The organism is Thiomicrospira sp. WB1 (assembly GCF_001507535.1).
Lineage (GTDB): Bacteria > Pseudomonadota > Gammaproteobacteria > Thiomicrospirales > Thiomicrospiraceae > Hydrogenovibrio.
Genome location: NZ_LQBN01000003.1, coordinates 401462 through 425611, shown reverse-complemented (window position 1 = coordinate 425611; position 24150 = coordinate 401462). Strand labels below are relative to the sequence as shown.

22 protein-coding genes are annotated in these 24150 nt (G+C 48.3%); 3 read left to right on the top strand and 19 right to left on the bottom strand.

What is annotated here, in order from left to right; all coding sequences use genetic code 11:
* Positions 1 to 9: 9 nt before the first annotated feature.
* The 5 genes from AVO41_RS09110 to AVO41_RS09090 form a co-directional block, all read right to left on the bottom strand.
* Positions 10 to 1272 (bottom strand): restriction endonuclease subunit S, encoded by a 1263-nt coding sequence (locus tag AVO41_RS09110; RefSeq protein WP_068585925.1) that lies wholly within the window; start codon positions 1270 to 1272, stop codon positions 10 to 12.
* A complete protein-coding gene (locus AVO41_RS09105) occupies positions 1272 to 3230 on the bottom strand; it encodes a class I SAM-dependent DNA methyltransferase (protein WP_068585922.1) in 1959 nt (652 codons plus the stop codon). Before AVO41_RS09105 ends, AVO41_RS09110 begins: the two co-directional genes overlap by 1 nt.
* A gap of 145 nt (positions 3231 to 3375) precedes the next feature.
* Positions 3376 to 4341, bottom strand: coding sequence for a DNA-binding protein (locus AVO41_RS09100; protein WP_068585919.1), 966 nt, complete (start codon positions 4339 to 4341; stop codon positions 3376 to 3378).
* A 1111-nt stretch (positions 4342 to 5452) separates the two neighbouring features.
* Positions 5453 to 5845 (bottom strand): hypothetical protein, encoded by a 393-nt coding sequence (locus AVO41_RS09095; protein ID WP_068585916.1) that lies wholly within the window; start codon positions 5843 to 5845, stop codon positions 5453 to 5455.
* A gap of 344 nt (positions 5846 to 6189) precedes the next feature.
* Positions 6190 to 7197, bottom strand: coding sequence for an AAA family ATPase (locus tag AVO41_RS09090; protein ID WP_235584720.1), 1008 nt, complete (start codon positions 7195 to 7197; stop codon positions 6190 to 6192).
* 507 nt (positions 7198 to 7704) lie between these two features.
* Between AVO41_RS09090 and AVO41_RS09085 the strand changes: the two genes are divergently transcribed.
* The 3 genes from AVO41_RS09085 to AVO41_RS09080 all read left to right on the top strand — a co-directional run bounded on the left by AVO41_RS09085 (position 7705) and on the right by AVO41_RS09080 (position 10822).
* A complete protein-coding gene (locus AVO41_RS09085; protein WP_068585910.1) occupies positions 7705 to 8751 on the top strand; it encodes a hypothetical protein in 1047 nt (348 codons plus the stop codon).
* Between the two features lie 334 nt (positions 8752 to 9085).
* Complete coding sequence (locus tag AVO41_RS10655; protein WP_369793276.1) at positions 9086 to 9259, top strand: helix-turn-helix transcriptional regulator; 174 nt, start codon at positions 9086 to 9088, stop codon at positions 9257 to 9259.
* A gap of 564 nt (positions 9260 to 9823) precedes the next feature.
* A complete protein-coding gene (locus AVO41_RS09080) occupies positions 9824 to 10822 on the top strand; it encodes a GGDEF domain-containing protein (RefSeq protein ID WP_068585907.1) in 999 nt (332 codons plus the stop codon).
* Positions 10823 to 11050: 228 nt separating this feature from the next.
* On the opposite strand, the gene AVO41_RS10720 is transcribed toward AVO41_RS09080, so the two are convergent.
* The 14 genes from AVO41_RS10720 to fliE all read right to left on the bottom strand — a co-directional run bounded on the left by AVO41_RS10720 (position 11051) and on the right by fliE (position 24089).
* The gene (locus AVO41_RS10720) at positions 11051 to 11299 is read right to left on the bottom strand and encodes a hypothetical protein (RefSeq protein ID WP_153003524.1); all 249 of its coding nucleotides are present in this window, start codon (positions 11297 to 11299) and stop codon (positions 11051 to 11053) included.
* 22 nt (positions 11300 to 11321) lie between these two features.
* Complete coding sequence (gene fliN / locus AVO41_RS09075) at positions 11322 to 11783, bottom strand: flagellar motor switch protein FliN (protein WP_068585904.1); 462 nt, start codon at positions 11781 to 11783, stop codon at positions 11322 to 11324.
* Entirely contained in the window at positions 11776 to 12795 is a 1020-nt protein-coding gene (gene fliM, locus AVO41_RS09070; protein WP_068585901.1) for a flagellar motor switch protein FliM, read from the bottom strand. Before fliM ends, fliN begins: the two co-directional genes overlap by 8 nt.
* A gap of 14 nt (positions 12796 to 12809) precedes the next feature.
* Positions 12810 to 13373 (bottom strand): flagellar basal body-associated protein FliL, encoded by a 564-nt coding sequence (fliL, locus tag AVO41_RS09065; protein ID WP_068585898.1) that lies wholly within the window; start codon positions 13371 to 13373, stop codon positions 12810 to 12812.
* A 31-nt stretch (positions 13374 to 13404) separates the two neighbouring features.
* Positions 13405 to 14274 carry a flagellar motor protein MotB gene (gene motB, locus AVO41_RS09060; RefSeq protein WP_068585896.1) on the bottom strand — a complete coding sequence of 290 codons (870 nt, stop codon included), beginning with the start codon at positions 14272 to 14274 and terminating at the stop codon, positions 13405 to 13407.
* A 32-nt stretch (positions 14275 to 14306) separates the two neighbouring features.
* A complete protein-coding gene (gene motA / locus AVO41_RS09055; RefSeq protein ID WP_068585893.1) occupies positions 14307 to 15158 on the bottom strand; it encodes a flagellar motor stator protein MotA in 852 nt (283 codons plus the stop codon).
* Between the two features lie 67 nt (positions 15159 to 15225).
* Complete coding sequence (locus tag AVO41_RS10925) at positions 15226 to 16230, bottom strand: methyl-accepting chemotaxis protein (RefSeq protein WP_068585890.1); 1005 nt, start codon at positions 16228 to 16230, stop codon at positions 15226 to 15228.
* Positions 16231 to 16248: 18 nt separating this feature from the next.
* The gene (locus tag AVO41_RS09045; RefSeq protein WP_068585887.1) at positions 16249 to 18111 is read right to left on the bottom strand and encodes a flagellar hook-length control protein FliK; all 1863 of its coding nucleotides are present in this window, start codon (positions 18109 to 18111) and stop codon (positions 16249 to 16251) included.
* Positions 18112 to 18277: 166 nt separating this feature from the next.
* Positions 18278 to 18721, bottom strand: coding sequence for a flagellar export protein FliJ (fliJ, locus tag AVO41_RS09040; RefSeq protein ID WP_068585885.1), 444 nt, complete (start codon positions 18719 to 18721; stop codon positions 18278 to 18280).
* 20 nt (positions 18722 to 18741) lie between these two features.
* Positions 18742 to 20082, bottom strand: a complete 1341-nt coding sequence (gene fliI / locus AVO41_RS09035) for a flagellar protein export ATPase FliI (RefSeq protein WP_068585882.1) — start codon at positions 20080 to 20082, stop codon at positions 18742 to 18744.
* Complete coding sequence (locus tag AVO41_RS09030) at positions 20079 to 20900, bottom strand: FliH/SctL family protein (RefSeq protein WP_068585881.1); 822 nt, start codon at positions 20898 to 20900, stop codon at positions 20079 to 20081. The genes fliI and AVO41_RS09030 overlap by 4 nt, the downstream gene beginning before the upstream one ends.
* A gap of 18 nt (positions 20901 to 20918) precedes the next feature.
* On the bottom strand, positions 20919 to 21935 hold the full coding sequence (fliG, locus tag AVO41_RS09025; RefSeq protein WP_068585877.1) for a flagellar motor switch protein FliG: 1017 nt from the start codon (positions 21933 to 21935) through the stop codon (positions 20919 to 20921).
* Between the two features lie 3 nt (positions 21936 to 21938).
* A complete protein-coding gene (gene fliF / locus AVO41_RS09020; RefSeq protein WP_068585875.1) occupies positions 21939 to 23627 on the bottom strand; it encodes a flagellar basal-body MS-ring/collar protein FliF in 1689 nt (562 codons plus the stop codon).
* A 120-nt stretch (positions 23628 to 23747) separates the two neighbouring features.
* Positions 23748 to 24089: a flagellar hook-basal body complex protein FliE gene (gene fliE, locus AVO41_RS09015; protein ID WP_068585872.1), complete on the bottom strand. Its 342-nt coding sequence runs from the start codon at positions 24087 to 24089 to the stop codon at positions 23748 to 23750.
* Between the last annotated feature and the right edge of the window lie 61 nt (positions 24090 to 24150).

Here is a 24150-nt window from a genome sequence, read left to right as displayed (position 1 = left end):
GTTCTTTAGCTAAGCACAGTCTCTTACATCAATCTTACCGGTTACAGCAGCCGAGATCAGGGCGGTTTTTCGCTCTTTAAGTAAGTCTATAGCTTGCTGAGCTTTTAATTCAGCAGTTGATAAGATTTTGACCAGCCGCTTGAGTTCACTCTGTACTTGCAGTGAAGGAATTCTTATTTTTTCGTTAAGTAAAAGTTTCAAATTTAAAGGTCTATTCCTTCCCGCTGACCCTCTAGAGGACTCATTCAATAAAAACCCGCCATATTCGGTAAATAAAAGTGCAAGAAGGTATTCCGTATCAATTTTTTTCCCTCTTACTACTGGATAACGATGAGAAACTACACAGCCACTCTCTTTTTCGGTAGCCATTGTGACAGCACCTTCCCATGCGAACTGGCCACTAATAATTAAGTCACCTTCCTCAACATAAAAAAATTCTGAATCTCCCATGTCGCTGCCCGGTTTTTTGGGTTTATGAAACAGGCCCCGGCCTCTGTTGTAAAGCCCTAATGACTCATACTCTATGCCCTCTTCAATAGTGACGGGGCGACTTATAACTTCTACCAAATGCCTTAAACGCTCTTCTATTCCTTCACCATTGATTTGCTCTCTCATTGCTAGTGCAACTATTTTTTCTTTCAACAACTCGATTAGCTTTTGTTGTTTTTCGATTAGGGTGTCGATTTTGGTGGTTTCTTGGTCGAGGAAGTTGGCTATTTCTTTTTGCTCTTTCAACGTTGGCAACCAACCTAAAGAGTTTCTTAGTAACACCTGCGTAATACTAAAAACCTTTACACCTTTTACAGCGAGTTGAATCTGGCTCCTGAATTCTTGTGAATCGAACAGGTAGGCTACATATCTGCTATGGTAATCATCCTCAATTCTGGCAATAATCGTGTGGTAGCCAGCAAAAGTTGGCTCATAAGAAATTAATTGTGTGAAATTCCCAGCTCCCTCTAAGTCTTCTGATGTATCAGCAAATATAAAATCGTTTTTATTTAACAAGGCGCTTGGAGAGGACGTCAAATAATCCTTTGGAACACATTTTAAATCGTCTTTACATGGGTCTACTTGAAAACCGAATTTTGAATGCACTTCACCGTAACTAACGCACGGAATACCTTCTTCGACCAAATTTGCTCGGGTTATGGTCAATCCTTTAGAAAACCGGAAAAAGTACCGAAGTTTTTTTATCTCCCAATGCTCCGGAATCTCCCCAAGCCACTCAATCCCCGAATCTTTATAAGCTGGATAAGGTTTGTATTTACTCATCAAGCCTTAACCTCCTGCAAAATCTCCAGGATGTCAGCCGTAACGGCATCTAGGTCCGCATCAATCTCTTCCAACGGACGTGGCGGCTTGTACTCATAGAAGTGACGATTAAAGGGAATCTCGTAACCAACAATGCCCACTTCACCGTCTCTTTCATCGGTTTTCTTTTCGTCAATCCAGGCATCTGGAACGTGAGGCAGAACTTCTCTCTCAAAGTATTCGTAGATGTCTTCTTTGAGCGGGACATTTTCATAATCACGCAGATCTGGGTTGGCCTCCAGATTGCCCTTTTTGTCCCGACATAGAACCGCTTGGTCATTGTGCTCTGCAATATGCTTTTGAATCACTTTGAACTGCGCTGCGGTCAGCTTGACACTAAAGTCAGCCCGGAATGCCTCTCGATCCAGGTATTCATCATCCGGCATTTTGTCCAAAGCCGACAGCACCTCACCTTTGAGTTCATCCTTCCACTTCACAAACCCTTTATCAGCCTTGAGGCTCTCGATTCGCTCTTCCTCATGCGGATAGAAGGCGAGCTGCAAAGGTCTTTCAACCGTGATGCGTCTGAAGCCGAAGTCTTCATTATCGAAAATCTTCGAGACTTTGGACTCCTCAAATTCACCGTAAATGCGGGTGATATCTTCAATTTGCGCTTCACTGATTTCCCGACGCTTGGAGCCCAAGGATTTTCGCATCGGCACATACATGTCCGTAGCATTGATTAACTGGACCTGGCCTTGGTATTCCTCTCGTTTTTTATTGGAGAGAATCCAGATGTAGGTGGCAATGCCGGTGTTGAAGAACATGTCCGTGGGCAGGGCCACAATGGTTTCAAGCAGGTCATTTTCAAGAATGTAGCGGCGTATCTCCGACTCACCTGATCCAGCCCCACCGGTGAACAACGGTGAACCATTGAGAATGATGCCAATACGACCACCACCGTTGTCAACGGATTCCATTTTTGAAATCAGGTGCAACAAAAATAACAGTGAGCCGTCAGAGACCCGAGGCAATCCAGGCCCAAAGCGCCCTGCAAAGCCTTTTTGAGTGTGCTCCTGCTTGACGATCTTCTCGACCTTTTTCCACTCGACACCGAAGGGTGGATTCGAAAGGCTGTAGGAGAAGTGGTAATCACTCAGCTGGTCATCCGAGAGGGTATTGCCGTGTTTGATGTGATCAACGTTTTCGCCTTTGATCATCATGTCAGCTTTACAGATGGCGTAAGACTCGCCATTAAGTTCCTGACCAAAGGTTACAAGCTTGGCAGTCGGGTTGATTTCAGCGACATACTCGGTCCCGGACGTCAAAAATCCACCTGTCCCAGCCGTTGGGTCATAAAGGCTGCGAACCACCCCTTCCCCTGCCAGGACATCATCATCCGGACACAACAACAGTGAGGTGGCCAGGCGCACCGCATCTCTGGGTGTGAAGTGCTCCCCAGCGGTTTCATTTGAGACTTCAGCAAAACGCCGAATCAGCTCCTCAAACACAGCCCCCATGGTGTGATTGGAGACAGCTTCCACAGAAAGGTCAACGTTGGAGAATTTCTTGACCACTTCATAAAGTAAGTTTGCCTCGTCCAAAAACTCCAACTGCTCATTGAATTTGTACTTCTCAAAGATGTCGCTCACGTTTTCACTGAACGAGGAGATGTAATGCTCGAGATTTTGCAGCAGGTTGTCGGAATCAGCGAGCAGAGCCTTCAAGTTATACTTGGAGACGTTGTAAAACTGGTGGCCGGATTTGGAGGTCAAAAACACATTCAATGGCACGCCCAGGTCTTTCTTGGCTTCGTATTCCGACAGGACATCGTCCTTGGTTGCTTCCAACACGCACTCAAGGCGTCTTAAAAGCGTAAACGGCAAGATGACTTTGCCGTAACTGGATTGTTTGTATTCGCCTCTTAGCAGGTCAGCGGTTGACCAGACCATCGAGGCCAATGCTGAAAAATTTTGCATGGAGTCCCTTATAATCTTTGTCTTATCTTTTGCCACACAGTGTACTCAAAAATTCTAATTATTTTTAGATTAAACCATGGCATTTTCGGATAATTATTGGTTTTAAGGCGACAGGGCCTGTCGCCGTTTAGACCGGATTAGAGAACTATGAACTGACGCTTTCCTGTGCCGAGGGTTGATGAGCGCTTGATAACTTTCGGTTAGCCCTTGCCTGTGCCAGCTCTTTTTTGTGTTCGGCCCGAAGTGAATCCATCTGAGCCGTTAACCTCTCAACTTGCTGACTTAGCTCATTGATGCGTTTTTCCTGGCCAGTAATGATTTGCTCTTTTGCCTCCAGCACTTCATGATCGACTCTTAAATCAAGCACATTCTCGGTTTTTTCAAGCTGGCTTTTGAGGTCATCGGCTTGCTTCTCTAGATCAGCCAGCTTGGTTTGAGCCCTGGCTTTCTCCACTTCGCTATCATGAAGCTGATCTTTGAGTTGATTCAGGTCATCCTGATGCTGACGCTGCTGCGCTTCAAGCTTATCCTGGATGGCATTCATCTCCTGGTGATGCGCACTTTGGATGGTTGCGACCTGATCGATGTGTTTTTGGGCTTCGTCTTTGGCGATGATTTCATTGTGTTGAGACGTGGTTAATTCCCGCTCCACCTGCTTTAGACGCTCTTTCGTATCATGCAATTCATCCGCTTTGCTGTCTCTGATCGACTCCGCTTTGTCCAATTGCGTTTGCAGTTGTGTTTTGAGGTTTTCAAGCTTATCGAACTGGGAGGTTAAGTCTTCGTACTCCTCACGTAGTTCAGCTTCCACTTCAGCCAAAGCTGAATACCGGTCAAGATGGCTTTTCTTAATGCGGTTCAACTCGCTGTTCATCATCTCCACCACCTTGTTTCTGATGCCATCAGCGGTTTGGGTCACATCGATGTCGACTACGTTCGAACTTTCAGCCCGATATGCTGCTAAAAACCTCATGATCGACGTGTTGCTGCCCCGGCCAATTTCCTCTCTGACGTTGGCTTTGGTAATTTTCTTTCCTTTCGCTTGCAAGCTTTCAATGGCCTGATCAAAGTCCTCCTGTGTAACCTTTGCTCCTCGCTTGGCTTTCTCCATAGGCACCTCCTTGGTTGATGTTATCTACTGATACCAGAAACGGTACGTACCGTCTGGTACGTACCAAAGCTAGCAAAAAATTTTTATTTGGCTACACCCTGAGAGCAGAAAAAGGCGATTTTGTTGAAAATAAATGCCAAAGAGGCAGGAAAAAGCTCCTCATAGGCGCTTTAGAGGCGATATTCAGGGTCCTAGGGGCCGTCTTGGGTTATATGACTGGGCCTTTGACCCCATCCAACACAGCCGATCGGACAAAACGTTGCGCTTTGAAGTCAGGGAAAACATGGCCATTCAGGCAAAGTGTGCATAAACGTGCATATCTGTGCATTTATGCACACCCTGTGTCTGAATTTGCGGAAAATCTGGAAATCTGAAGAAGATGCGTGCATAAGTGTGCATATATGCACGTTTTTGCACATCGGAAGAAACTGGAAAAAAGTGAGCAGGCCAAAAGGGAGGAAAGGCCTGCCCCAAAATGCGAATCAAGGTGCTCGAATTCTGTTACGGTTTTCTTAATTCGCTGCTTAAGCATAGCAAAAATTTTTTATTTGGCTACACCTGAAACGCCCTTTTCTTCAGTTTTTTCAAAACTTTCTACATATACTAAGGGGTTTCGCCAGTGCTTTGGTTGAATCCTGTTACAGATGAAATTTGGAAAAAAATTCTACATATACTAAGGAATTCGCCAAACACGCCCGAAGAGGGCGATTTTTTTCAAAAAATTCTACATATATAAGGGAAAAGTCGTGTGCATTCTTTAAGTGGTAGAATTTTTGCAAAAATTCTACATATAGATAATTAATGTAGAATTATTTCAAAAATCAGAACTATCGTCTCAGGGCGATCCACAGGCCTAAAAAAACGGGGCTCCTTGTATTCCATCGTCAACTGAATTACAAAGCCTTTTGGGGATGTTTGATGGGGCCTGGTTCATTGGAATGGAAGATTCCTTCGCTGGTTTTTCTGGGACGGGAAAAGCCACATACAGTGGCTTTTATTGTTGTTGCGATTTCGGCTTACTCGTTGAGGGCTGATCAAGATAACAACGAACCCTTACCAGCCTCACAAAGGTTAATCCCGACTCATGATCGAGCTGGATTGCTTATGTTGCTCATTGCAAGCGGAGTTTGAGGTCTTCTGGTAGCTCACCAGCTGAATACTCCACGCTTCTAGGTTCACACAAAGCACTTTCTAAATGCAGAATTGAATTGGACCTGTCTTCCAGGCTCAAGACAGAATGCTCATACTCTTTGAACGCTTTAATGCATTCTTCCGGGTTGACTCCTTCGGCCTGATAGATAATTCTCTGTTCCGGCTTAATTTTTTTGTTCGGATATTGCACGTAATGCAACATGAATTGCATCAGCAGTTTTCTCTCCTCACCCATGTCCGCAAACACCCTCACCATGAACGAAATGGATATACTCCACTCGCCCCTTGGCAGGGGGGTATCCATCTTTTCTACTTGAAAGTCTTTTGCAAAGCTGTAGTTACTATTTCCCATACACATTTCTCCTTTTTTGTTATGTGCAACTTGAATTTAGTACACTTTTCAAATTTGTCAATAACCTTGGTGAGAGTGACGAACAAATTTTCAGGAGATTGATAGGCAGGCTGAAATTAGGAAGGTATAGCGGGGCATTCCCCGCTGTGATATATGCCCATATAGTTCAGTCGAACTGTAAGAGTTTGATGATTGACTTAAAAAATGTGTAAGCAATTAAAATTCCGACACCATTTCCTGCGCCGGGCCAATTCATAAGCGTTTCTCTTTAATAACCCATGACTAGGTTCTTTAGTTCTAGATCTCACCTCCTTTTGAAATGAGTTCGCACATTCTAGACTAGCTTAAGCCGCACTATTGTCAACAAGGTGCACAGAGCGATTCGGGCTTAATTCTTTTTCCTGATCCTGCCCTTCGGCTGTCGCTTTTAGCTTGTTCGGGTGATGACACGGAGTATCTTTCGAAAAATCAAAGCGCCCTACATTTTTGAAATGCTCATATTCTTCAAAAGAACGAGGAATTGTTATGCTCGAATCAATTGTACGTTTGATTTTTTTCAAAGGGTGTTGGATTTCCAAATAGACTTCGTGGTTCGTTAGCCAAAACTCCGTTTCTTCATCAACCGGCTGATTGCGACTTTTAGGTGAAACCAGCAATCGCTTGTTTTCATCGTCTTTGTCTTTTAACAACCCCAACGTAAAGTCAGCTCGATCGGTAAGCCCCGTTCCACCTCGAGGGATTATTTCATTTTTTTTGGCGTCGTTCTTACCTATGTGGTGAGTTATTAGAACTGTCCCACCCAATTCTTCCCTGAGCCTGTCAGCATTTTCAGCGAATGCTGTAGAGTCATCGTTGCTGTTTTCATTTGCACCAAGCGAGCAAGATTGCATCGTGTCGATTACGATGAGTTCAAAACGAATCCCTTTAAACTGGTTAATGATCTCATCCACAGTTTGTGGATCATGCAAGGTTTTGTTCTCAGGTTTATAAAAGAAAATCTGATGCTTGGATGGTGTCATGGCTTTGTAGATGTTGAAATCCTTAATTGCCTTTGATAAACCTTCTCCAGAAATATAAAGACAGTCGCCATGATAATTAATCGACTTGCCAAGAAACGTATTAGCACCACTTGATACACAATGAGCTAAATTCAGACTTACAGTGGTTTTTCCTGCATAACTGACACCCAATAAGGCGCCAACCCCATCACTCGGCACTGTGCCTGAAACTAGCATTTCACGTTCTTGTGGAATGTCAAAAATAAGCTCTTCTGGAGCAAATTTCCGAAATAGTCTTATCCAAAGTTCTTTAACTTTTCCCATTTTTTTCTCCTCTTTTTTTAAATGGATCATGGCAACGTCGCCACACATTTGAAATTGTGCTCGAGTTTTGAATCGAAAAATAAAACAAACAGCGCTTTTTTTGCGTGATTAATAGTTTTTTGCCAATTTTTAAGAAATCGACAGTTTTTTTCTCCTTGGCCAAGGAAAAGGATCTAGGTCAAACTCAGTGCTCATGCCGTTTCTGGTGGTTTGAATCAATCACCGTAGCGTTGAAAATTAATTAAACCGTCAAAATTAGGGTGGTTTGTTTTCACAAGCTTTTTGAGGTCGGGATATCATCGTTTTGTGATTTGGGGGTAAGGGGGCAAGAAGGCGGGCCCTTTAAGGGGGCCGCCTTCTTGCCCTCCTACACCAATTTCAAAAAAAATTTAATTACGTAAAAAAAGGTGCCTTTGTTTCAAAAAAATTTTGCGCTGTGGATAGAATTAAATCATCGAAATTGAATTTTTAACCCTCTGGCGAGAACGCCAGATCAACTGAAAAAGGGGGTGCTTATAGAAAAAACAGGAGAAAGCGATGACTTCAAATTTCAAAATCTTAACGCTGGATGGAAAGGCGAAAGATCCAGCAGAATTACAACTTGGAGAGGGATTGGCCTCGCCAGATGAAAATCCAAACCACTTAATCAGCAAGAAACTTCAAGGGCCAGAGGTTCTTTATAAGCTGGACCTGATTCAATCGAAAAGCCGCCACTCATTCCCTGCCTTAACTGAGCGGTCTGTCATTTTGGGTGAAAGCCATTTGCTTCGCTGCCATTCGTCACGCTGGCAAGGGGAAAAAATTCTCACCGTTGCCGAAATTGCGAAACTGCAGGAAAAATCCTATTACAAGAACCGAATCGCATTGATGGCCCCGAAAGTGGATTTTGGACCTGAGAGCTCTCTTGAAAATAAGCTCACGCCCTACGCTCTTGGTGTTTTTATGAATAACGCTACGTATGAAAATGGGTGTATTTGGTTAAAACATTTAAACGAGACTGTCCTGGATAAGCTGATTTTAAGCTACGCCATCAAAGCGGAACGTTTTAAAAAAGGCATCCGTATCGATCCATCTCACCTCCCTGGCCAAGATGAATTAATTAACTTTTTGGAGAATAAACGCTTTGACAGCCCAGTCATTCAAACTTATCTCTTTGAGAGCACCTTTCAAGAGCGACTGGCATTATTGGCTGGTTTAGTAGACGCAAGCGGCTCGGTTGAACCTCGTGATATTGAGCGAGGGACTTTAGGGGTGAGTTATTTACATTTTTCAGATCAAGCAACCATGCAAATTGTGCAGACCCTTTTATGGAGCCTAGGAACGCATCCACGAATCTATTGCAAAGAAGCTCAACGCAAAAGCACTAAAACGAACACTCTCTACTTCACAGTGTCTTTTAAGTTCCCAGCTCTTAGAGAAGCTCTGACAGTTCATCAAAAGAAAGAACGGGCTAATGAGCGCTTTCGTAGCAACAATGCTCGTATTGGCAAGGTGACAAAGCTCAAAACCAAAGCGAACACCTGGTTCATCAGGACCACTCACCCAAACAACAACCTTGTGACTGACAATTTCCTGCTCATTTAATAAAGGGCGCTGGTTTTAGGCATTTACTCCTCTCTAGTCAGTTGCAACTTGGTCAGGAGAGAGAGTGAGCTCTGTTTGAAATGACAACTTCAGGCAAACAAGTATCTGACGATGCACTCCAAATCACTGGAATCTGTATTTTTTTGGAAAAAAGTCCAAAAAATAATTAACCATGCGAAAAAAGGCATGGTTGTTTCAAAAACGGGGGTCGGTTTTTTGTGTAATACCAAGTAGGCCAAGTTGAATTGGCAAGGTTAAAAAATGAAGTCACTCGCAGAAATACAATCCTGAACATTGTGAACTAAGTGACCTAACAATACTCACTCAAGGAGAAATGATGATCAAATTACTTAAAATTAGTCAACTGGTTGAAATAACAGGATTATCAAAGGCAACTATATACCGAAGAATTAGTAATGGCGAATTCCCTAGCCAAGTAAGGCTTTCCGCTAGGAGGGTTGGATGGAAACAGTCCGAAATTGAGGACTGGCTAGATTCACTAAGCTGAGTCTATCTTTTCATTACTCATCGCCGCCATAAGTGGAGTCAATATTTACCGCTCCAATCTACTAGCTATGGCGGCTTTTAATATAAGCAAACCTTTTAGCATTTTCATTGCCTGTCGCCTTATCGAGATCCACCTCAATGATTCTCCAAGGAATCTACTCAACTTTCTTCCTAGCAGCACTTTCAATTTTTGCAGCTTCCATATAATTAGAATTTTTTAATTCAGCTCCATGTTAGCTAAATAATTTATTGTGGGAAGGATATGGTCCGCCTGAGAAAAATCGAGTAAGATGAACTCGGAACTTTAGTTTAAAAGGCGAAAATAATTGGGACCATAGAGGGACCACAGGGTACTTTTAAGTAACCCAAAAGCCCGTAAAAACGTTGGATTTGAAGGGTAAGTCGATTCCCCCCAGCTCCACCAAATATTAAAGCTAAGTTGTTGAGCATAAACAACTTGGCTTTTTTTATATCTTAATTTTGTAAAGCAAAATAAATAAAAAGTTGCTAAACACCCTAAATGGTTACAAAATGAGGAAATGATTTATGCGATTCCTCAGCTAGCATGACCAGCGCGAAAAAGAAAACGCAAGCGATTATTAATCAGGGCAAGCTCGAGCTTTTCAGGGCCCTATGGAATCATTCGGACGATAACTTGTTTGTGGTGCGAAAAGCTCCAGATGGTGATTTTATTACTGAACGCACCAATCCTTCGTTAATACGTCTTTTTAACCTCACGCCTGAGCAAGCCTCAAACAGCTCTTTAAAACAGCACTTGCCAGCGGATGCCTATAATGCTATTTCAGCACGTTATAATGAATGTCTGTCAGAAAATACTCCGATAACCTATGAAGAGTCACACGTCATTGACTCGTCCGGCTTGCCGAGATATTGGTTAACCAAAATTTTACCGGTTATTGATCCTGATACCGGCGAAGAGCGCATTTTCGGAATTTCTCGAGATATAACCGAGCTCAAACGCATTGAGGAACAACTGCTTTTTACCAATGAACAGCTTGAGCAGGAAGTTGAAAAAAGAACCGAAGAGCTCAGGCTTGCGCTTAGTGAAATGGAAAGAATTTCCAAATACGATAAGCTAACCAAACTCTATAATCGCCACAAACTCGATGAAGAGCTGGAAAAGGAAATCGAACTTGCCAGGCGTTATGAGAATAGCTTTGGTCTGATTTTAATGGATATTGATAATTTCAAAAAGATTAACGACTCCTACGGCCACTATATTGGAGGTCAGGCGCTTATGGAGCTCGCAAAAGTCCTAAAACAATCTGTGCGCAAAACCGATATCGTTGGCCGCTGGGGTGGGGATGAGTTTTTACTGATTATGCCTAACAGCTGCAAGCAGGCTCTAATGGTGCTTGCACAAACGCTAAAACAGCAGCTTGAGCGCAAGCAGATGTACGATTTCGGCTCACTGTCCTCAAGTATTGGCGCAACCCTGTTTCAAAAAAACGATACCATTGACTCCATGATTACTCGAGTTGATAAGGCGATGTATTCAGCCAAGAAACAAGGAAAAAACGCCATCGCGGCAATCTATGAATAATTATTTTTTTTAAAACTGCACATCAAACTATGTGATAAGTTTACAAAGAAAAAAACAGAAACAGGACACCCACTTTTCTCCGGATGGGGGGTTCTACTTAGTCCCCCAGCTCCACCAGTTTTTATGCTGAGTTACTCTGTCAACACAATGAGTGATGCTTTCAGGATGGCTCAGCAGTTCCATCCAACGCACATCTGATCTTTCTGTTCAACGCAGCCACCCGGCTGGTCACGCCGCTTTATTGAGCATTTTCGTTCCCACCACACTGGCCACAACACCGACCACAAGCGCAACAATAGCAGGAACGTATGAGGGGGCATTCTGCTCAATAAATTTAAGTGTTAATCCGTAAAAGGGAGGGAAAAATAGCGCTTGAAATAAAAACGACGCCATCGAGAAGGCGCCGTGAAGGTGAGCGGAAGATAACATAAACGCCTGAAGCTGACGTGACGAGGCCGCCGAGGCCGACAACGCCAATCAAAGCTCCAAAAGCATGGGATCATTTGAGCTTTTTAATACGCTCCTGTGGGCTGACCACATCAGTTAAGCGAACCCCGAACTTGTCATTGATGACCACCACCTCACCGTGAGCAATCAAGGTTCCATTGACCAGCAAATCCAGAGGCTCGCCCGCCAAACGATCCATTTCAATCACACTGCCCTGAGTGTAAGACAATAGATTTCGAATCGAGACGGTCGCACGACCGATTTCGAGCTGAAGCGTGACCGGAATGTCCATCAGGACATCCAAGTCCACCTTATCCGTTCCGCCGCCGCGCCCTTCCTGCAGTTCATCCAGAGAGGCCTGGCTGACTTCTTCGTCGGTGGCTTCAGCCTGCTCGTTCAGGGCCGCCGCCCAAGGATCATCCTCGGCGCCCTGATCTTCGCTTTCATTGCCTTCGGCTTCTTTTTGTTCGTTCAGGGCATCGCCCCACGCGCTCATGTCATCTTCTTCACTCATCGTACCAATCCTTTGTGTTATCGACCATTTTCTCTTGATAAGCCGGATGTCTCAGAATCTCTTTGAGCTTGACGGCTTTTTTATCCTGACTTTCGCCCAGCTTGCCTTTAGCAATTCCGATGCCTTCGGCTTTGACCGTGACCTGCTCAGGCATTTCAAATGGGATGATGTCGCCTTTTTCCATGCGCATCAAATCATCCACCTGCATTTGCAGCTCGGCCAGATTGACCGTGAGCTCCACTTCGATGTTTTTCGCTTCTTCGCGCAGGGTTCGAGACCAACGATTGTCGGACTCACCCTGAAGGTTGGACATACCCTCTTCCAGCTTGTCGCGAACCGGCTCCAGCATCGAATACGGCATCACAATGTCGACCCGGCCTTCAACGCCTTCAAATCGGACATTGATCGGACTGACCACAATCATATCTGTGGCATCGACGATGCTGGCAAACTTCGGGTTCATTTCCGAATGCATGTAGTCAATTTCAATGTCCATGACCGGCGCCCAGGCCTTGCGCAAATTTTCGGAAGACATGTCGAGAATGCTTCGTACCATCGACATTTCCACCGGGGTATACTCCCGCCCTTCAATCTTGAACGGCAACAGCCCCGTGCCACCGAAATACATGTCCACTGCCGTAAAGATCAGTTTGGAATCCAGCGTAAACAGCGCTACCCCATTCAGCGGATTGATGCGGTAGATATTCAAGCTGGTCGGGACGAAGAGGTTGCGCAGGTAGTCAATCATCTTGATGATTTTGACTTCCCCCGCCGTCACCTCCACACTGGACATGATCATTTCATTGAAATGACGTTGAAACCCACGGGCAAAGCGCTCATTGATGATATCCAGAGCAGGCAGGCGACCACGTACGATCCGCTCCTGGTTGGTAAAGTCATAGACTTTGGCAACCGTGGATTCGCCTGAATCGTCGTCTTCGGTCTCAACGTCGCCGCCACCCATGCCTTTGAGCAGGGCATCGACTTCGTCCTGGCTGAGAATATCATCCATGCGTCTGGTCGTCCTTATTGCATGACAAAGCGTTCAAAGAACACATCTTCAAGTATGTCCGGATAGATTCCGTGCTTCTCGAGTACGCCACGTGCTTTCGTCAGAATACGCTCTCGCAGAATATCCGGACCATTGTCCAAATTCATTTCACTATAGGTTTGCTTGCGCAATAACGCAGTGATGTCATTACGCAAGATAGGTCGGTAGTTTTCCATGTCCTGAACCAGCTGTGGGTAATGAGACATGAACTTCAATGTAACGGCCAAGTATTTTGCCTGACCTTCACCCTTAAAGTTCACCACAAACGGCTCCATGGCGAAATACTGCGGCGGTGCACCTGGCTCAGGTGGTTCATACTGCTTGAATTTTGGCGAAAATTCACGTGGCACACCATCATCAATGGTCTGCTCCTGGGCGTTAGCCTGCTGGCCATTGCCATTGTCTTTACTGTCCCCACCACTGAGCAACAGGAACGTCATCACACCGATGCCAATGACCAACAGCAAAATGACCACGATCAGCGCGATCATCAACCCTTTGCCAGCGGATTTTTGTTCTTCCTGATTTTCTTCAGCCATGCAAAGCCCCTTCTGTTTTTAATTTTTTCATCTATTGATTTGTAGGATTCACCATCTGCTTTGACAGATCTTCCATCCCCGGCGCATCACTCAAACTCTTGAGACGTTCTTCCGCCTGCTGATTGAGGACGATGATACTGATGCGCCGGTTACGGGGATTATAAGGGTTTTCCTTATCAAACGGGATGGTATCGGCCAGTCCCACAACTTGTGCAATACTGTCAGAATCGACGCCGCCACGCAACAGCATCCGTCGGGCCGCATTCGCTCGATCGGCCGACAATTCCCAGTTGGTGTACTCAGCATTAGCCTGATAACCGGAGGAATCTGTGTGACCGGCAATGCTGATACGGTTATCCGTCTGCGCTAAAATGCTTCCCACTTCCTGCAACAATCTTTGTGCATAGGCTTTGGGCAAATCCACACCGGTTCCAAACATCGGGCGTTTGCGGTCATCCAGTACCTGTACCTGTAAACCGTTGGGCGTGATATCAAGTTTGAGTTGTTCTTTCAGGTCCTGCAACGTCGGTGTGTTTGTAATTTTTTGCTCAATCTGTTGCTTGAGCTGTTCCATTTCCTTGCGTTCTTCTTCAATTTTATCGCCATCGCCTTTGGGCGAGTCTTTGAACCCACCCATGTCAATCATGGAATCAGAGGAACGGCCTGACTCTTCCGACTTGACCAGCACATTGGGGGAGGCCTCAATCACCGTGGGGTCCCGGAAGAATTCCGCCATGCGTTTCATTTCTTCTTGGTTGGAGCCCCCCAGAATCCACAGCATCAGGAAGAACGCCATCGCCGCGGTCATAAAATCGGCAAACGCGACTTTCCACGCACCACCATGGGCGACGTGCGGGCATTTCTGAACCCGTTTTATGATGATGGATTGTTCATCGCTCATGCGCGCATCCTTAGGCCTATTCGATCAACCGATTATTTCTGCGTTTGCAGGTATTCGTCCACTTCCTGGAAGCTCGGACGTTCTTTACCAGGGATCGACTTGCGCCCGAACTCCATCGCCACTTGAGGCGGGTAACCATTTAGATTGGCCATCAAACAGGCTTTAATCGCGCCATAAAACGCACTTTCCGCGTGAGCTCGGTTACCAAGATCAGCCGAAATCGGCCCAACAACCCCGTAAGCCACCAGAATCCCCAAAAAGGTGCCCACCAAAGCCACGGACATGTGATGGGCAATTTCCAGCGGCCCCGCGTCCAGGTAACTCATGGTCACAATAATCCCCAGCACCGCAGCCACGATACCAAACCCCGGTAGCGCTTCGGCCACTTTACCAATCGCTTCACTGGGCGCCATGGCTTCGTGGTGATGCACGTCCAGTTCGGCAATCATTAGATCTTCAAGCTGGTATGGATTGCTGGCCCCACTGATCATCAAACGCAGGTAATCACAGATAAAGTCAACAATGTGATGGTCGGCGGCAATTTTGGGGAACATGTTAAACAGCTCGCTGTTTTCAGGCTCTTCAACGTCCTGCTCGATCGCCATTAGGCCTTCACGACGCGCTTTGTTGAACAGACGAAACATCAGGCCAATCATTTCCATGTACATGTCTTTGTCATACCCGGGCGACTTAACCAGCCCAAAGGCGCTGGAAAAACTTTTTTTCACCACCCAGCCTGGGTTCGCAATAATGAAAGCACCCAGCGCCCCGCCACAAATGATCAAGACTTCCAGTGGCTGGATCAAAATGCCAATGCTGCCATGTGGCAGATAGCCCCCTAACAGGGACCCGAACACCACCACTGTGCCGATAATTGCTTTCATAATTGAACCTTATTGTTATTTTTTACCACACGTTTTGGTTTGCACCCATCCCTGTTTCAGAGCGGGCTCAGGCCTGTTCAACCGCTTGAGACAGCGCTTTTTGCGCGGACTTCAACTCTGCCAGATTGGCTTCAATATCATGCAAAAACTCATTCACTTTGCCCGCCTGGCTCTGAGTCGTCTCCACGCGCTCCTGTCCGTTTTCCATCACTTCCACGGCGTTCTGCGCACGCCCCTGAAGTTCTTCAATAATGGTTTGAATTTCAGTCGTTGCCTGTTGCGTTTTGCCAGCCAGTACACGAACTTCATCCGCCACCACCGCAAAACCACGACCATGCTCACCGGCACGCGCCGCTTCAATGGCCGCATTCAAAGCCAGCAAGTTAGTCTGTTCGGCAATGTCTCGAATCAAAACCAGAACGGTGCCGATGTTGCTGCTGTCCTCTTCCAGTTTTTTGATCACACTGGAGGCATGCGTGACCTCGTCGGTCAAGCCCGACACTTCTGAAATCACACTCTCGACCGAGGACATGCCTTCGTCGGTGCCCTGGCTCATGCGGTCAACCACACCAGAGAGCTGCTCAGAAAGCGAAACCAGCTCGGTGTTATCAAACCCGTAAGACGGCTCAGGCAAAGCGGCATCTTCATTTGAAAAGCTGCTCTGTTCAGTCAGTCGATCATTCAACTGAGCCACCTCTTCCTGTAGCGACAACGCCTGCTGATTGGCTGATTCCACTTCAGAGGCTTTTTCGCTTAAGGCCGAGTCCATCTGTTCGAACAAACGGTTCAAGGTTTTAATGACTTTGGGATCGGTGCCTTCCGCTCGAAACGTGGGCGAATAATCGCCTGCGTCCAATTTTTCTTTCAAAGCCGCATTCAACTGACTTTGCTCACAGGCCCCTGACTTATTGCACCACAGCAAATAAACCAATGCACCTGCGACCACGCCGCCAACGCCCAGGGCAATCAGGACGACCCCCGTGGTCGGCAGACCGGCAATCGAAGACGCGTAGCTTGGGGCTGCCAGACCAAGCAATCCAAATAGTGGCAAAAGTTGCGTTGCGATTCTCATGCAGGATCCTTTACTAAGTTAAGCGTAATAGTCTACTAAATTATTGGAAGCGGCTAATATTGATTGCGCCGAGGCCGGATTATCCTCGTCGACGCCATCACTCATTGCACCGGATGAATGCGCCAAACCATGCTGGTCAGGTGATTCCTGATCGGCTTTGCCTTCCGAGGCTGGCTGACGTTCATCCGCCACATCCATCGAACCAAATTTCATGCCAGCGTTTTCAAGCATTTCTTTCAACTTCGGCATCGCCTGTTCAATGGCTTCCCGGGTTGTCCCCTGTTGTGTGACCATGGACACATGGACCATTTGATCTTTGTCCACATTCAATTTCACTTGAATGGACCCCAGTTTTTCGGGGTTCAGCGTAATTTTTGCTTCCTGCAGCTTATGGTTGGCCATGTACAAAACACGATGACCCAGTGCCTGGCTCCAGTTGGGGCTTCGGCTGGGCTGTGACAGAGTCTGCAGTTGAGCGGGCAGACCGTTTTTGCTGTCCATACCCAAGCTGCCCAACAGTTTTTCAACGCGTTCGGCTTTCTGCTCTTCCGTCACGGCCCCCTCATTCGCCATTTTGGTGGCCTGCTGTTGCCATTGAGCAAGCTGACGCTGCTGCTGGTTTTGCTGCCATTGCTGCTGTGCCAGCTGCTGGGCCATGGACTGATGATTTTGGCCTGACTGGCCACCGCTCTGACCGCTACCAGATGAACCGGCTTGCTGCATCTCTGCGCGCAACTCTTGCTTCAGTTCGGTTTTGGCTTCCGCCCAACGTGTGGTTTCCACCTTCATGTCACGGCCATCGACTTTAAAGGTCGGTTTGGCCTCCGTTTCCTGTCGACGTTTGGCCGCTTCTTCATTCAATTTGGTGTCTGAGTTTAATTGACTCGGGTTAACGCCATTAATGCTAGAGGCTCGGTCACGCTCGGCATTTGTTCCTCGCGCCTCTGCCGACTGAGCGGCTGAGTTCCGTCCGTCCGTCGTGCCCGTCAAGGCAGCCAGGCGTTCTGCCAAAACCTGCAAAGGTTTTTCCGACGATGCATTGCTTGTTGTGGCCTGACTGGCTTCTCCGGATTGCGCCGACTTCACCACCTGCGCCAGCTGTTCCAGTTTGTCCGCCAGTTTTTGCAACGCCACGATCCCAGGTTTGGCCTTTTCTGTATCAACTTGAACGCCTTCACCTTTATTTGGTGACGCAGCGCTTTGCCCCTCAATCTTTTGTAATACTTGTTCAATGGCTTCCATCGCCTTTTCAAGCGATTGCGTTAGTGAACGGAGCTGCCCATTCGAATCATTTTCTATTGGGTGATCTTTGGCACTGGGATCCGCCTTGCCATGCTGAGAGGTGTTCTCCAACAACGCTTGAAGCTTTTCAAGCACTTTTTCGATGGCGGCTTCTGGCGTCTCGCTCTCTAACGAGGGCGTTCTCCCGACCTCCTCCTGAGAGGCTGGCATCAGGCCTGGTAGATTCAACTGGGCTAAGGTGTCATTCAACGACGTCAACCAATCACGCGTTTCTGCATCCAAATCCAGTTCGGAAAGCGCCTCTTTGAACGACACACCCGGCATTTTATGCTCGATCTGCTGTAACACGGCTTGAAGATTTTGAGCCATGTCATCACTGAGCAACTCATCCATGTTTAAATCAAGTTGAGACAAGGCCTCTTTGTCCAGCCCGATGTCGGATAAAGACGCTTCGCCTTTGAGCGCCTGCAACCATTGCCCTTTTTTGATGTCCGACATCTCCAAATCAGACGTCTCTGCCAGACGGTTCATCAGAGCCGCAAAACCGGATGCGCCTTTCGGCAAAGATTGCCGCGAATCGGTTTTATCCGCTCCTTGAGCACTGACCAGCAGATTGTTAAGCGTTGTTTTTTCCATCATCGTGTCAGTTCCATACGCGATTTTCTAGCTTTTCTGCCCGTTTGGAGGGTGAATCCAATCGACGCAGAACCCTTGTGTGGAAATGATTTAGCAACATACAAGCCAACTTTGGCCGGGCAGCATTTAAACTCATTGATTTTTCTGGGGTATGAGTAATGCGGAGGATCTAAAAGAGGCGTCGACTGCCCGCCTGCGACGCCAATTCATCCAGCATTTTCTGTTCCTGTTTATCTAGGCGGCGGGTTTCGTTCTTTTCGAGTTTTTCCAACAGTCGATTCAGTGCTTGATGATGCGCTCGCTTTTGAATCCAGTGTTGACGGGCTTCTTCGCGCGAATCTTCCAGTGCCGCCACTTGGTGACGCTGCGTCACAATGGCTTCGTTGACTTTGGTCAAAAACGCTTGATTGGTATGAATTTGTGTGGTGTTGGTGTCCGAGGGGCGACTCAAGGCTTCCAGATAGCCTTTCTGATAGTCAGTCAGGGAATCCAGTTGTTCTTTATGCTGATGATAGGTCTGTTCCTGTGCGGCCAGATAGCTTTGGGCGGTTTCAAGCTCTTTTTCTGCCAGTTCAACCAGCATGCGAATGCGTTCAATGCGATCATTTGCCATTTACGCGTCCATTGCCGTCCTCATCGGACGGCTTTTTCCAGTGCCTTAAGACTGCTGTCCAAATCAAAGGGCTGATTCATCGGCTGGGACAAAAATTCAGTCAAACGCGGATAACGATTGATCGCCTCATCAATGCTGGCATCGGAACCTTTTCGATACGCCCCCACATTAATCAGGTCCTGATTTTGTTGGTAGGTGGCATACACCTGTTTGAAGCGACGCGCCAGACGCGTTTGTTTTTCCGACACCACATCAATCATGACCCGACTGATGGAAGATTCCACATCAATCGCCGGGTAGCGCCCCGCATCGGCAATTTGACGGGACAACAGAATGTGACCATCCAAAACGCCACGTGCCGAATCGACCACCGGATCATTTTGGTCATCCCCCTCAGCCAAAACGGTATAGATGGCGGTAATCGACCCGGCCTCACGAGTGCCGTTGCCCGCCCGTTCCACCAATTGCGGCAACTTGGCAAAGACCGACGGCGGATAGCCTTTGCTTGCAGGCGGCTCGCCCACGGCCAGCGCAATCTCTCGCTGGGCCTGAGCGAAACGAGTCAGAGAATCCATCAACAAGAGAACATTCTTGCCCTGATCACGGAAATACTCTGCAATGGATGTGGCAAGCATGGCGCCATGCAAGCGCATCAATGGCGGGTCATCTGCCGGGGTGGCCACCACCACCGAGCGAGCAAGCCCTTCTTCCCCCAGATTGTTGCGCACGAAATCGTTCACTTCCCGGCCTCGTTCGCCGACCAGACCGACCACCACGATTTCCGCTTCGGTAAAGCGGGTCATCATCCCCAGCAACACACTTTTACCCACGCCTGTGCCTGCCAAGAGTCCAACCCGCTGACCGCGCCCCAAAGTCAACAATCCATTGATGGCCTTAATGCCCACATCCAAAGGGGTGTCAATCGGCGCACGGTGCAACGGGTTGATTTTTTCACCGTTGAGCGAGACATATTCATCATAGTGCACGGGCCCTTTGCCATCCAGAGCATTGCCTGCACCATCGATCACTCGTCCTAAGAGGGCATTGGACACGCCCACTTTCACCCCGCCAGACAGAGGCATCACCGTGGCATTGGGCTCAATGCCATGTACTTTGCCAATGGGCATCAGATAAAGCTTATCGTTGTAAAACCCGATGACTTCTGCTTCGACCGGTTCCTGATTTTTGGGCAGTATACGACAGCGGGCGCCAACCGGGGCATAAGTGCCGACTACTTCCAGCGTCATGCCGACCATACGCACCAGCTTACCCTGGATCGCCAAGGGCTTTTTGTCAGGCAAACGTTCACGCAGCTGGGTTGTTTTGTTCAGGAGGGCTTGATTGAGGTGATCGGCATTCATGATGCGCCCCGATCCTCGGAGGCGGCGTCTTGGACGGATTCAGAATTTTTGTGGCCAGCCAGTTGCGCTGCCAGCGCCTGGGTATCACCGAGCAGTTGCTCAAGGCGCGTACGCCAATCATTGACCACAATGGAATTGTTTTGCTTGACTTCACAAGTGCCCGGCTCAATCCGCTCCACCGATTTGAGGGTCCAATTGCGAGTGCTCAGGTCAACCTGCTCGGCCACGGTGTCATAATCTTGGGGGTTGAGATGAACTTCAATGCGGGCATCGTCTTCCGGGAGCTGAGCCACCGCCTCTTCGATGGCCTGTTTTAACCAGGCCTGGTGTTGATCCACTTCCAGCGCCACGAGACGCGAGGCAAGCTCAATGGACAAATCAGCCAGGGTTTCAAAGACCTGATTCGAAAGCGACTGATACGGAGCGGCCATGGTTTCCAGCAAAGTCGAAAGCGACTCAACTTTGGGTGCCAGAGCGGCATCGGCTTCCTGTTTGGCCTGATCGAACGCCTGTTGACGCCCTTCCTGCTGGCCTTGTTCGAACCCGGCGTCGTAGCCTTCTTTTTTGGCCGAATCATACGCCTCTTTTTTCAGAAGCTGCGTTTCCTTTCGGATCCGCGGCTCGATTTCCCGACGCAACTGCTGGGTGACTTCGACTTTGTGCTCTTTGGCCTGTTGCTGCGCCTCCTGCTCAAAGTCAGTAAACTGCCAGGCTTTGATGTCAGGTTCAGGTACTTCTTCCGCAGGCAATACGGTTGCAACAGGCAGGTTTTCATCCTTGGGGCTTTCCGGAGTGACGTCCACCCCTTGCTTGTTCATAACCAAGGGCGACCTCCTTTAGACAAATTCTTCGGCCCCGCCAGGCATCATAACCTTCTCTTCGTCGGCCAGACGGCGCACCGTCTGAACAATCGTACGCTGGGCGTCTTCGACGTCGCTGAGTTTGACCGGACCGGACATTTCCAGTTCCTCTTTCAGCATCTCGGCCTGACGTTTGGACATATTAGACAGGAACAGCTCTTTCATGTCATCGTCCGCGCCTTTGAGGGCCACTTTAAGCACATCATTGGGCACTTCACCCAGTATGGTCTGAATGCCTCGCGGCTCAATACCACTGATGTCCTCAAAGACAAACATTTTGTCCTGAATCGCTTTGGCGATGTCGTCGTGCTCAACCGAAATGTCTTCCAACACTCGGGTATCAACACCGCCGCCAACCATGTTGAGGATTTCGGCCGCGCGCTTCTCCCCTCCGATGGTGGCCAGTTTGCCACCTTCGCCATCACTGGAGGCATGTTCCAGCACATCGTTCAAATCGAACAGGGCGCGCGGCTGAATGGTGGTCAAGGTCGCAATCCGGTAAATGACTTCCGACTGAAAGCGCTCCGGAATGCCGGCAAGAATTTCCGCCGCCAGATCGGGTTCAAAATACGACAGGACGATTGCCACGACCTGCGGGTGCTCATTGCGCAGCATATTGGAAATGGTCGCTGGGTGCATCCATTTAAGCGCTTCCAAGCCTTTGACCTGATCACCAAGCATGGCCGCGTCCATCAGGCCGCCGCCGCCTTCACCCAACGCATCCACCATCAGGGATTGCGCATACTCGGTCGGATTAATGCCCAGCGCGTCGTCGCCCAGCTCACTCAGAAACCCATCCAGCACCGCGTGCATCTGGTTGCGTGTCACTTCCGAGACCCCGGTCATGGCGGTCCCGATCTGTTGCACTTCACGCGGATTCAAATGCGACAACACCTTGGAAGCGGTTTCTTTGCCCAGCGCCAGCAACAGAATGGAGGTTTTCTCCAAACCGGTCATTTCGCCCTGAATTTCTTCGATTTCACTCTTGGCCATATGCTACTTCTTGTCTTTTGCCATCCATTGTTTGATGATGTGGGACGCCAGCTTCGGATCGGCGGACACCAGCGCTTTGACTTTCTCAAGCGTTTCCTTGTCCTGCTCTGAGGTTTCATCGTCCTCTTCCGCCTGCTGCTCGACGTCTTCGTTCATCTGCTCAAGCGCTTTGGAGATTTCCTCGGCGTTTTCCAGTTCTTCCTCTTCTTCATCCACATCTTCCGGGTATTCCAGCTTGATCTCTTCATGCTTGCTCAGGTCTCGGATCATCGGGCGGATGACACCAAAGATAATGATCAACACAGCCAGCCCGGCCAGAACTTGTTTGACCAGCGTCCAGAACCAGGATTCTTCCCAGATCGGTGGCGGTTCATAATCGTCGGTTTTCTCTTCAACAAACGACGCATTCACAATGCTGAGCGTGTCGCCCCGCGCCGGATCAAGACCTGTGGCATCACTCACCAGCGAGCGATAGCGATCGATTTCTTCCTGCGTGTAGGGCGTGCGCGTGATGTCGCCGTTGTCGGCGACCGTGACCTTATCATCGATCACCACCGCCACAGATAGACGACGAATGCTTCCCACCGAATTTTTGATGTGACTGACGGTGCGGTCAATCTCATAGTTTTTGGTGGTTTTTTCCTTGGAATTTTTCAGGTTGGGGTCCTGCCCCGGATCATAGCCTTCCTCAGGCGCTATCCCCGCACGAGGTGGCTGGTTGGTTAAGGCACCCGGAATACCAGCCGGGCCATTCTCTCGGTTGATTTCACGAATGGCCTGCTCGGATCGCACCGCATCCGGATCGGGTTCATAATTCTCACGGGTTTGTTCCTGCTGGGTAAAGTCCAACTCGGCCGTCACTTGTGCCCGAACCTTATGCAGGCCACCTGCCACAGGTGCCAGAAGCCGAACAATCCGATCAGACAGCGTGTTTTCGACCTGACGTGTGTATTCAAGCTGTTTCAGGCTGACGTTCATCATGCCCGAGTTGTCGTCCTGGGTAAGCAGGTTGCCGTTTTGATCGACCACCGTCACCCCGTCCGGTTTCATATTCGGCACGCTGGAAGAGACCAAGTACACGATGGCGCTGACCTGCTCATCACTCAATGAGCGCCCGGAATGAAGCTTGACCGTCACCGACGCCGTGGGTTCCTTTTGCTTGCGCACAAACACCGTTTTTTGCGGCATACCAATCAGAACCCGGGCGGATTCAACCGAATTGATGCTGGAAACCGACTTGGCCAACTCCCCTTCAATCGCTCGCTGGTAGCGTTTGGTTTCCCGAAATTGAGAAATGCCAAAGCCCTGGTCGATGTCGAGAATCTGGTAGCCGCTCGGGGCTTGTTTGGGGTAGCCTTCGGCCGCCAGGTTCAGACGCAGTTTGTGCACCCGGTCTTCCGGCACCATCAAGGCGCCTGTGGCTTCATTGATTTCATAGGGAATTTGCTGAGCATCCAGGTTCTGCATCACTTCCGACAGATCCTGGGGTTCCATGTTGGCAAACAGAAGGGCGTAATTTGTGGTCTGTGACCACATGACAATGCCGATCCCCAGCGCCAGTGTCGCAGCCAGTGCAATGACCAGACTGACCTGCTTGGCGACCGGCAGAGACGTCAGATTTCGAAACAACGCGGACGCACTGGTGTTCTTTTCAGGTGAAACGCTTTGGTCCAGTGTGGGTTGTTCTGCCATGTAGTTGTTCGTCTCTCAGTCAAGTCAATCAGCACCAACCGATGACTCGATTATGTGCCGAAAACAGGCATGTTATTCAATGAGCTTGCCGGTTTGAGGCCGCTCAGTCCAAATGGCCAATTAAATCGGCATGTTCTTGATGTCTTTGTATGCTTCCACCAGCTTATTGCGCACTTCTTTCATGGCCTCAAATGACAAACTGGCTTTTTGAGCTTGCAACATGACTTCGGTCAGTTCAATGTCCTCACCGCGTTCAAACGCCTTTTTCATGTCACCGGATTTGTTGCTTTCACGCGCCACCGCATTGATGGACTGGTTCATCAAATCGGAAAAACTTTCCGCCGCTTCAATCCCCTTGGTCGGCTCAGCCGCGACCTGGGTCGGTTTGTTCTGTGAAGCGGCTTCGGCTGCGAGCGAGCGCATCTGCAACATCAAGCTTTGCGTGTCGACGGAATTTGTCATTAATCCGTTACCTTTTTTAACCCGGTTAGCGTGTCAGGCCCCTAAACACAGGGCCTGTGTT

Bases quoted from the DNA above. Each gene is read 5' to 3' on its own strand.
- fliI (WP_068585882.1), bottom strand. From the start codon at position 20,082: ATGAATGCCGATCACCTCAATCAAGCCCTCCTGAACAAAACAACCCAG.
- fliE (WP_068585872.1), bottom strand. From the start codon at position 24,089: ATGACAAATTCCGTCGACACGCAAAGCTTGATGTTGCAGATGCGCTCG.
- AVO41_RS09030 (WP_068585881.1), bottom strand. From the start codon at position 20,900: ATGAACAAGCAAGGGGTGGACGTCACTCCGGAAAGCCCCAAGGATGAA.
- motA (WP_068585893.1), bottom strand. From the start codon at position 15,158: ATGAAAGCAATTATCGGCACAGTGGTGGTGTTCGGGTCCCTGTTAGGG.
- fliM (WP_068585901.1), bottom strand. From the start codon at position 12,795: ATGGATGATATTCTCAGCCAGGACGAAGTCGATGCCCTGCTCAAAGGC.
- AVO41_RS09045 (WP_068585887.1), bottom strand. From the start codon at position 18,111: ATGATGGAAAAAACAACGCTTAACAATCTGCTGGTCAGTGCTCAAGGA.
- AVO41_RS10655 (WP_369793276.1), top strand. From the start codon at position 9,086: ATGATGATCAAATTACTTAAAATTAGTCAACTGGTTGAAATAACAGGA.
- AVO41_RS09085 (WP_068585910.1), top strand. From the start codon at position 7,705: ATGACTTCAAATTTCAAAATCTTAACGCTGGATGGAAAGGCGAAAGAT.
- AVO41_RS09100 (WP_068585919.1), bottom strand. From the start codon at position 4,341: ATGGAGAAAGCCAAGCGAGGAGCAAAGGTTACACAGGAGGACTTTGAT.
- motB (WP_068585896.1), bottom strand. From the start codon at position 14,274: ATGAGCGATGAACAATCCATCATCATAAAACGGGTTCAGAAATGCCCG.
- AVO41_RS09105 (WP_068585922.1), bottom strand. From the start codon at position 3,230: ATGCAAAATTTTTCAGCATTGGCCTCGATGGTCTGGTCAACCGCTGAC.
- fliL (WP_068585898.1), bottom strand. From the start codon at position 13,373: ATGGCTGAAGAAAATCAGGAAGAACAAAAATCCGCTGGCAAAGGGTTG.
- fliJ (WP_068585885.1), bottom strand. From the start codon at position 18,721: ATGGCAAATGATCGCATTGAACGCATTCGCATGCTGGTTGAACTGGCA.
- fliF (WP_068585875.1), bottom strand. From the start codon at position 23,627: ATGGCAGAACAACCCACACTGGACCAAAGCGTTTCACCTGAAAAGAAC.
- AVO41_RS09090 (WP_235584720.1), bottom strand. From the start codon at position 7,197: ATGATCCATTTAAAAAAAGAGGAGAAAAAAATGGGAAAAGTTAAAGAA.
- AVO41_RS10925 (WP_068585890.1), bottom strand. From the start codon at position 16,230: ATGAGAATCGCAACGCAACTTTTGCCACTATTTGGATTGCTTGGTCTG.
- fliG (WP_068585877.1), bottom strand. From the start codon at position 21,935: ATGGCCAAGAGTGAAATCGAAGAAATTCAGGGCGAAATGACCGGTTTG.
- AVO41_RS09080 (WP_068585907.1), top strand. From the start codon at position 9,824: ATGACCAGCGCGAAAAAGAAAACGCAAGCGATTATTAATCAGGGCAAG.
- AVO41_RS09110 (WP_068585925.1), bottom strand. From the start codon at position 1,272: ATGAGTAAATACAAACCTTATCCAGCTTATAAAGATTCGGGGATTGAG.
- fliN (WP_068585904.1), bottom strand. From the start codon at position 11,783: ATGAGTGAAGAAGATGACATGAGCGCGTGGGGCGATGCCCTGAACGAA.
- AVO41_RS09095 (WP_068585916.1), bottom strand. From the start codon at position 5,845: ATGGGAAATAGTAACTACAGCTTTGCAAAAGACTTTCAAGTAGAAAAG.